The 6,913-nt window shown below is 72.7% G+C and carries 4 protein-coding genes and 1 pseudogene; 1 reads left to right on the forward strand and 4 read right to left on the reverse strand.

Annotated elements, in window-relative coordinates; translation table 11 throughout:
- Positions 1–350: 350 nt before the first annotated feature.
- Entirely contained in the window at positions 351–1,766 is a 1,416-nt protein-coding gene (locus BCD48_RS10735; protein WP_071048210.1) for an aminopeptidase P family protein, read from the reverse strand.
- 637 nt (positions 1,767–2,403) lie between these two features.
- Here BCD48_RS10735 and BCD48_RS10740 point away from each other — a divergent pair.
- Positions 2,404–3,900 (forward strand): LCP family protein, encoded by a 1,497-nt coding sequence (locus BCD48_RS10740; protein ID WP_116271480.1) that lies wholly within the window; start codon positions 2,404–2,406, stop codon positions 3,898–3,900.
- Positions 3,901–3,946: 46 nt separating this feature from the next.
- Here BCD48_RS10740 and BCD48_RS10745 read toward each other — a convergent pair whose 3' ends face one another.
- The 3 genes and pseudogenes from BCD48_RS10745 to BCD48_RS10755 all read right to left on the reverse strand — a co-directional run.
- Positions 3,947–5,263: a YihY/virulence factor BrkB family protein gene (locus tag BCD48_RS10745; RefSeq protein WP_116271481.1), complete on the reverse strand. Its 1,317-nt coding sequence runs from the start codon at positions 5,261–5,263 to the stop codon at positions 3,947–3,949.
- Positions 5,264–5,731: 468 nt separating this feature from the next.
- Complete coding sequence (locus tag BCD48_RS10750) at positions 5,732–5,935, reverse strand: DUF7455 domain-containing protein (protein WP_007518414.1); 204 nt, start codon at positions 5,933–5,935, stop codon at positions 5,732–5,734.
- A 254-nt stretch (positions 5,936–6,189) separates the two neighbouring features.
- Positions 6,190–6,913, reverse strand: a pseudogene (locus BCD48_RS10755) (hypothetical protein); the annotation flags it as partial.

Raw genomic sequence — 6,913 nt, forward strand, 5'->3', positions numbered from 1 at the left:
GGCCAAAGGGTGTGCGAAAATGATCTTCCTTCGCACACCCGGCGGCCGTTGTCCCCAGGATCACTGATGAGCCACCGACGCCGGCCGGCGACCTGTTCGATGTTGCCGAAGGAGTCACACCGGCTCTCCCGGTTGGCCATGCCGGCCAGATGGAGCGCCGGCCGTCGACGAGTTTGGGCCGACTTTGTCGGTTTCGTGCGGTCGCCGCGGATGTCCGGAGAGTGAAGACCAGCCGGTCGGCCGCATGCCGGGCACGATGAATCGTGGCCTGATCGATTCGTTGTCGGACGAGGCGGAAGGCCGGCCGTTCCCCAGAGAGGACCGGCCGGCCTTCTGCCAGGCGGGGGCGGTCAGACCGGGCGGTGCCTGCGCATCCAGTCCTCGATGTCGGGCACCGCGCGCGGAAGGGCCGTGGACAGGTTGCGGAAGCCGTCGGTGGTCACGAGGATGTCGTCCTCGATCCGCACCCCGATGCCGCGCAGTTCTGGCGGGACCGTCAGGTCGTCGGGCTGGAAGTAGAGGCCCGGCTCGACGGTGAGGACCATGCCCGCGGCCAGCTGCGCGTCACGATAGGTCTCGTCCCTGGCCTGTGCGCAGTCGTGAACGTCGAGCCCCAGCATGTGTGAGGTGGAGTGCAGCGTGTAGCGGCGGTGGACGCCGGCGCCCGGCGCCTTTGGATCCTCCGACAGAGACTCGTCGACGCTGGCCGGTAGCAGGCCCCAGTCGTGCAGCGCGGTGGCAATGACCCGCATGGCGGCGCGGTGCGGGTCCAGGAAGACGGCGCCTGGCCGGACCGCTTCTATGCCGGCCTGCTGCGCGGCCAGCACGACCTCGTACACCTTCCGTTGCACCTCGGTGAACTCGCCGCTGATCGGCAGCGTACGGGTCACATCCGCGGTGTAGAGCGAGCTGCTTTCCACCCCCATGTCCAGCAGCGCGAGCTCACCCGGGCGTACGGGACCGTCGTCGCGCACCCAGTGCAGGGTGGTCGCGTGGTGCCCGCACGCCACGATCGAGCCATATCCGACGTCATTGCCGTCGACCCTCGCCCGCCGCCAGAAGGTGCCCTCCAGCCAGCGCTCCCCGTTCGGCAGCGCGACCGCCGCCGGCAGCTCCATCACGCATTCCGTGAAGCCGCGCGCGGTGGCGGCGACCGCCTCCTCCAGCCGGGTGATCTCGAAGTCGTCCTTGACCAGCCGAAGTTCGGACAGTGCCTGGGCAAGTTCGACATCCCGGTTCGGCTCGGACGACCTGGCTGCCCGGCCGCGCGGATAGCCCAGGACCGCGTCGTCGACTTCCGGGTCCACCCCGCGCAGGACCCGCGTATTCCCCGGGGCGAGCCGTGACAGCGCGCCCGGAAGCTCGGTGAGCGGCCGGCATTCGATCTCGAACGCGGCGGACGTCTCCTTTACTCCTGGCCGTGGGCCGACCCACAGCTCTCCGTAACGACGGTCGGTGTAGAAGGCCGACGACGACCGGTCGGACCGGTCGGCCAGGTACAGCACGGCGTCGTGTTCGCCCGCGGCATTGGGCAGCAGGAGCAGCACCGCGTCTGGCTCGTGGCAGCCAGTGAGCCAGAAGAAGTCACTGCCCGGCCGGAATGGGTAGTCGGTGTCGTTTGCCCGGACGCGCGGACCACCCGTGGGTATCACGAGGGCCTCGTTCGGGAATCGAGTCCCGAGCAGGGCGCGCCGTTTGGCGCCGTAGGGCGCCACGTCGTCGCGAGGGGGCGCGATGTCGGCGGGCGGCGCCCACCCGCCCGCCATAAACCGGCGGAAGGCCGCGTGCGGTTGCTCGTCGTGGCTCGCCAGTCTCTCCTCGCGCCCACCGGCGCTCTCCGGAACCTCCGCGGCGGCCGCGGCGGGGGCGGTCTCGCGCGGCGGCATTTCGGCGCCCTCAGGTGTTTCGGCGGTCGCGGCCGGCTCCTCGTCCGGCGCGGCGGCCGATCCCGCGGCCTCGCCCGCGAGCGCGCCGGCCGTACGCGGCGAAGGTGAGCTTTCGACGGGCTGAGCACTCATGCCGTTAACGGTAGGCCGCGCGACCGCCGCCCGCGTCGAGAACTTCCGGCTGGTCATGGAGCGTCGCGCAGTGGTCTCCTTCCGACACCGCCGTCCGACTGGTCCGTGCGCGGACGCCGCCATTTGTCGCCTATGGACGGCGAGGCATGACGTAGTCGGCTGGCCGACGCCCCGGGGTGACCCGATCCGACCCGAATCGTGGTAGGCAGGGAATGGGGAGCGGGTCCGCCGCCGGGGCGGCTGGACCGGCGGGCCCGAATACGGCGCGGACCGGGCGGCCGGAACGGTTGATCGAAATCTTGACTCGCCGTGGGATCCATGTGTCCCATGGGCGCGGAACTCACCTGGTCGGGATACTTCTGGTGGCGGCGGGGAGGCAGGCACGATGACGTGGCCACGTGAGCCTCGGCCGCCTGGCCGACGGGGACCGTCCCCGCGGCCGGACGGTCGCGACCCGCGGCGGAACAGCCCGGATCGGCCCGCCGCCGGTCCTGGCGGCCCCCGCCCACGGGCGGCCGCCGGTGGCGACGCGGGCGCGGGCCCGGCTGGCGGGTCGAGGCGGCCGGGGGACCCGCCGGCGTGGGCACCTCCGCCCGCCGACGCCGGCGACCGTCCGCCCGGTGGCGACCGCTATCGCGACTACGGCGTCGGCGGCGGGTACGGCGGTGGCGGCCAGCGCGGTGGGTACCCGTACGGCGAACCCGCCGAGGACTATCCGATCGGCGAGCCGGCCCGGCGGCCAGCCGACGGCGCGCGCCGAGCCGTGACAGTCGTCGCGGCCCTCTGCTCGCTCGTGGTCCTGGTGCTCGCCTGCACCGGCTGGGGCGTGATCCGGCACTACGACGGCAAGGTAGCTCACGTCGACCTGCGGCTGGACGCCGCCGACCGGCCGTCCGCCGCTGGGCGCGGCACCCAGAACATCCTGCTGGTCGGCTCGGACTCACGGGCTGGCACGGGCGGCGAGTTCGGCGAGGTCGACGGCCAGCGCTCGGACACCACGATCCTCGCCCACGTCGACCGAAACGGTTCGACGACGTTGGTCTCCTTCCCCCGCGACCTGTGGGTGACGATCCCCGCATACACCGGCTCCAACGGGACCGCTTACAAGGCCCAGCAGTCCAAGCTCAACGCGGCCTTCTCGCTCGGCGGTCCCGCGCTGTTGGTCCGCACCCTCGAGGGGCTCACCGGCATCCGGATCGATCACTATGTGCAGGTCGACTTCTCCGGTTTCCAGGCGATCACCGACGCGCTCGGCGGCGTCACGGTCTGCGTCAGGGAGCTGCCAGCTTCGCTGCGCGCTCGCGGGTTCGACAATCTGCACGACAAGATGTCGGGCTGGTCGGGTCAGGTCGGCGAGAACCGGCTCGACGGGGTCAGCGCCCTCGCCTTCGTCCGCCAGCGCTACGGCCTGCCTGAGGGCGACCTCGACCGGATCCGCCGCCAGCAGCAGTTCCTCGGCGCCGTGTTCCACCGGCTCACCGCCGCTTCGACACTCGCCAACCCGGTCCGCATCCGCGGCGTGCTGAACGCGGCCACCTCGGCGTTGACGCTGGACACCACGACCAGCCTGGTTGACCTCGAGCCGCTGGCGCTGCGGATGCAGGGCATCGCGGGTGGCGGCGGGCTCACGTTCGCCACGGTGCCCGCCGCGTCCGCCACCCGCGCGGGCCAGTCGGTCCTGCTGGTCGACCCGGCCAAGCTCGAGGCCTTCCTCGCCCCGTTGAAGTCCGGCGGCGCCGTCGCCGGCGGGGCTCCCGCGGCCGCCCCGCCGGCCGCGCGGCGGCCGGTGGTCGATGCGCCCCCGGTGCGCCGCGCCTGGCTGGCGGCTGGCTCGGCACAGCCGACGGCGCAGCCACCCGCCACCGCGTCCTGCACCTACTGACACTCACCGGCTGTTGGAGAGCCTGGGCGTCCTGACCCCGGAGAGCCTAGGAGCCCGACCTGTCCGACCCGTCCGGCGAACCGGCAGGGGGCGCCGACTGGGCCTCCGGAGGGGAGCCCGTCGCCGTCGGAGGCCTCTTCGCGTCCCCTGTCTCTGTGCCGGTGCCGGCACCATCGGCTGGCCTGTCGGCGTCGGCGGGGGAGTCCGCGCCGCGCTTGTCCAGTGCCGCGTTCAGCTCGGCGCCGAGGAGCACCGCGAGCGCGGTGATGTAGAAGAACAGCAACGCGGCGACCGGCGCGGCCAGCGAGCCGTAGACGAGCTCGTTACCGAAGACCAGCTCCAGGTAGAGCCGAAGCAGGTAGCTGCCGAGCAGCCAGCCGAGGAGGGCGAACACCGCGCCAGGCAGGGCGCTCAGCCACGGCCGGCGTTGTGGCAGCGACTGGTGGTAGAGCGAGGTCAGCATCGCCAGCGCCAGCAGCCCCACGGCCGGCCAGAACACCTGCTCCAGCAGCATCTTGACGACCGGGTGCCGGTTGGCCCGAAACAGGTTCGCGAGCAGGCCCGGCCCGAGCACGAGCGCGGGCAGGATGATCACCCCGGTGAGGACCTGGGCGATGTACAGCCTCAGCGCCACCAGCCGGCTGCGCACCGCGGAGCGCAGGTCCCGCTGCCCGTAGGCGATCGTGATCGTGTTGACGTACGTCGCCATCGCTGTGGACCCCGTCCACAGCGACAGCACGAACCCGATGGAGATCACGTCGGGCCGGCCGCGCGAGAGGATCTGGTCGACGGTCGGGCCCACCACGTTGTCGACCACCTCAGGCGTCAGGAGGTCGGAGGCGCCCTTCAGCAGGCTGGCGCGGATGCTGTTGACCGCGTCGGAACCGACGGCGTCGGCGATGTAACCGATCGTTCCCAGCAACGCCAGCAGCAGCGGCGGCAGCGAGAGCAGCTGCCAGAAGCCGGCTTCGGCGGCGAGCCCCAGCACCCGGTCCCGCCAGGCGTTGGACGCCGCTCGTCCCGCCACCCGCAGCGCCGCCCGCGCGCCGGCCGCCAACCGCCGTACTGGAGCCTTCCTGGCCGCGGGCTTGTCGGCCGAGCGGCGGGCACGTTTGGACGGGCCGCCCCCGGCGCCCTCCCCGTCGATCTCCCGTCGCGCCATCCCCGCGTTGCCATCGGCCCCATCGGCCGTATCGGCCGGGTCACCGGTCGCCGGGCGGGTCTTCGCCGTCTCCCTGCGACCACCGGCCCCACCAGCCTGGTCGCCCGCGGATGCGCGGCCGTTCGCGTCCTTCGCGCGGTCGGTGGAATCCGCCCGCACGGGCGCCGCCACGGCGGACGCGCGCTCGTTGGCCGTGGTCACGGCCCAACCGTACGGGGTTGGCGGCTACCCGTTGTGGACGATGCGCCCATCGGGGCGGTGCCTCCACATCTGGAGTACTAGGTGTCCACGGTGTGGGTGCATGAAGTTCCGGAGTTGTTGCCCGCGAGTGCCCACGCCCATATGCATGCCCATGTCCGCAGCCGTCACGCGACGACGGCACGGGAAGCGCTCGGGCGTCTGGGGGTTCTGGGGGTGCTCCGGGGGTTCCGGGGTGAGGAGCGCCCGCGGGCCGCTTATGCGGCCGTGACGGCGGCCCGGACGGTGCTCGCGGCGTCGGGGGGCGGGGGCGCGAAGCTGGCGAGATCGGCCCCGCGCGGAATGGCCTGTGGTAGGCCGCCGGCCTGGACGGGCCGCCTGGAAAACGACGAAGGGCACGCCCGCCGCACCGCGGGACGTGCCCTTCGAGGCATTGCCTCGCTGTTCAGTTGTCGAGCTGGTCCGTGCGGGTCAGCCGCCGACCGTGAGCTTGTCGGTCTCGTCGTGGTACTCGACGGCCATCTCGCGGAGCTTCGAGTCGTGAGACTTGGCGTGGTGCCGGCAGAACAGCAGGTCGCTACCCCCTGGAAGGACGACACGTACGTACGCCTGGGCGCCGCACCTGTCGCACCTGTCGAGGTTGGTCAGCGTCGGCTTGGTGGTAGTACCAGTCACACCCTCTCCAACTGTGTCCGGCGGCCAGACGTTCCAGCCTGGCCGTGTGATCGGTCCCTCACGTGTTGCTAGGACCGCCGGCCATGCGAAGAGGTGCATGCTCGCATGGCCTCCGGTCGTGCCGGCTGGAGTGGCGCCGTTGCGTCCAGAGCGGCCTTACCGCGTCCGTTGGGTTTCCCCGCGGGACCACCGGACCTCGCGCCCACCCTCGTGGGTCCGAGGCTGGCAGCCCACCTGGGCTCCCGTTCTCGGGCCTACGGGCGACGGGCTCCGAAGACGATGTCATCCCATGCTGGCACCGACTTGCGCCCGCGTCGACCGCCTCCGGAACGTTCCCCCGTCCGAGGGGCATTGCGTGGTCGGTTCGAGGGCTGGGCCGTGGCGCCTTCCTCACCGTCCGTCGCGGCCGATCCGGGTGCACTGTCCTGGTTCTTCCCGGTGGACTTTTCCGTCTTGTCCGGCTTTTCGGTGGATTTCGGGGTACCACGGGCCGCCGTCGCCCGGCCGCTCGCCGTGGTGGGAGTCTTCTTCGTCACGTCGGCCTTCGCCGGGGCCGGCTCGGGCGCCTCAGTGCCCTCCACCGCCGCGGCCGTGACGGCGGCCATGCCGCCTTGGGCCTCGCCCGCCGGCTCGTCGGCGGGCGGAGCGGCCGTGACGGCGGCCTGCGCGGCCGCGGCCGGCGGCTCCGGCCTCGACAGACCGGCCATCGTCGGGCCGGTGGTCGCCGTGGCCACGGCCGGCCTGGGGGCGGGTGGGGCCGGCTGTGGCGTGCGTCTGGACTCCCCGGCCCTGGTGACCTCGGCGACGGGCGTGAGGGCCTCAGCGGCCGTCTCGGCGGGCACAGCGGTGCCCTGGGCCGGTACGGCGGCGGGCGCCACCGGGGCGGCCTCGCGCGGTGCCCGGCCGACCGGTGGCTGGGCCCCCGTCGAGACCCTGGCGTCCCGGGCGGGCGCGACGGCGGGGCGCATGCGCGGCCCC

The organism is Pseudofrankia coriaricola, from assembly GCF_001854805.1.
In the GTDB taxonomy this organism is placed as follows: domain Bacteria; phylum Actinomycetota; class Actinomycetes; order Frankiales; family Frankiaceae; genus Pseudofrankia.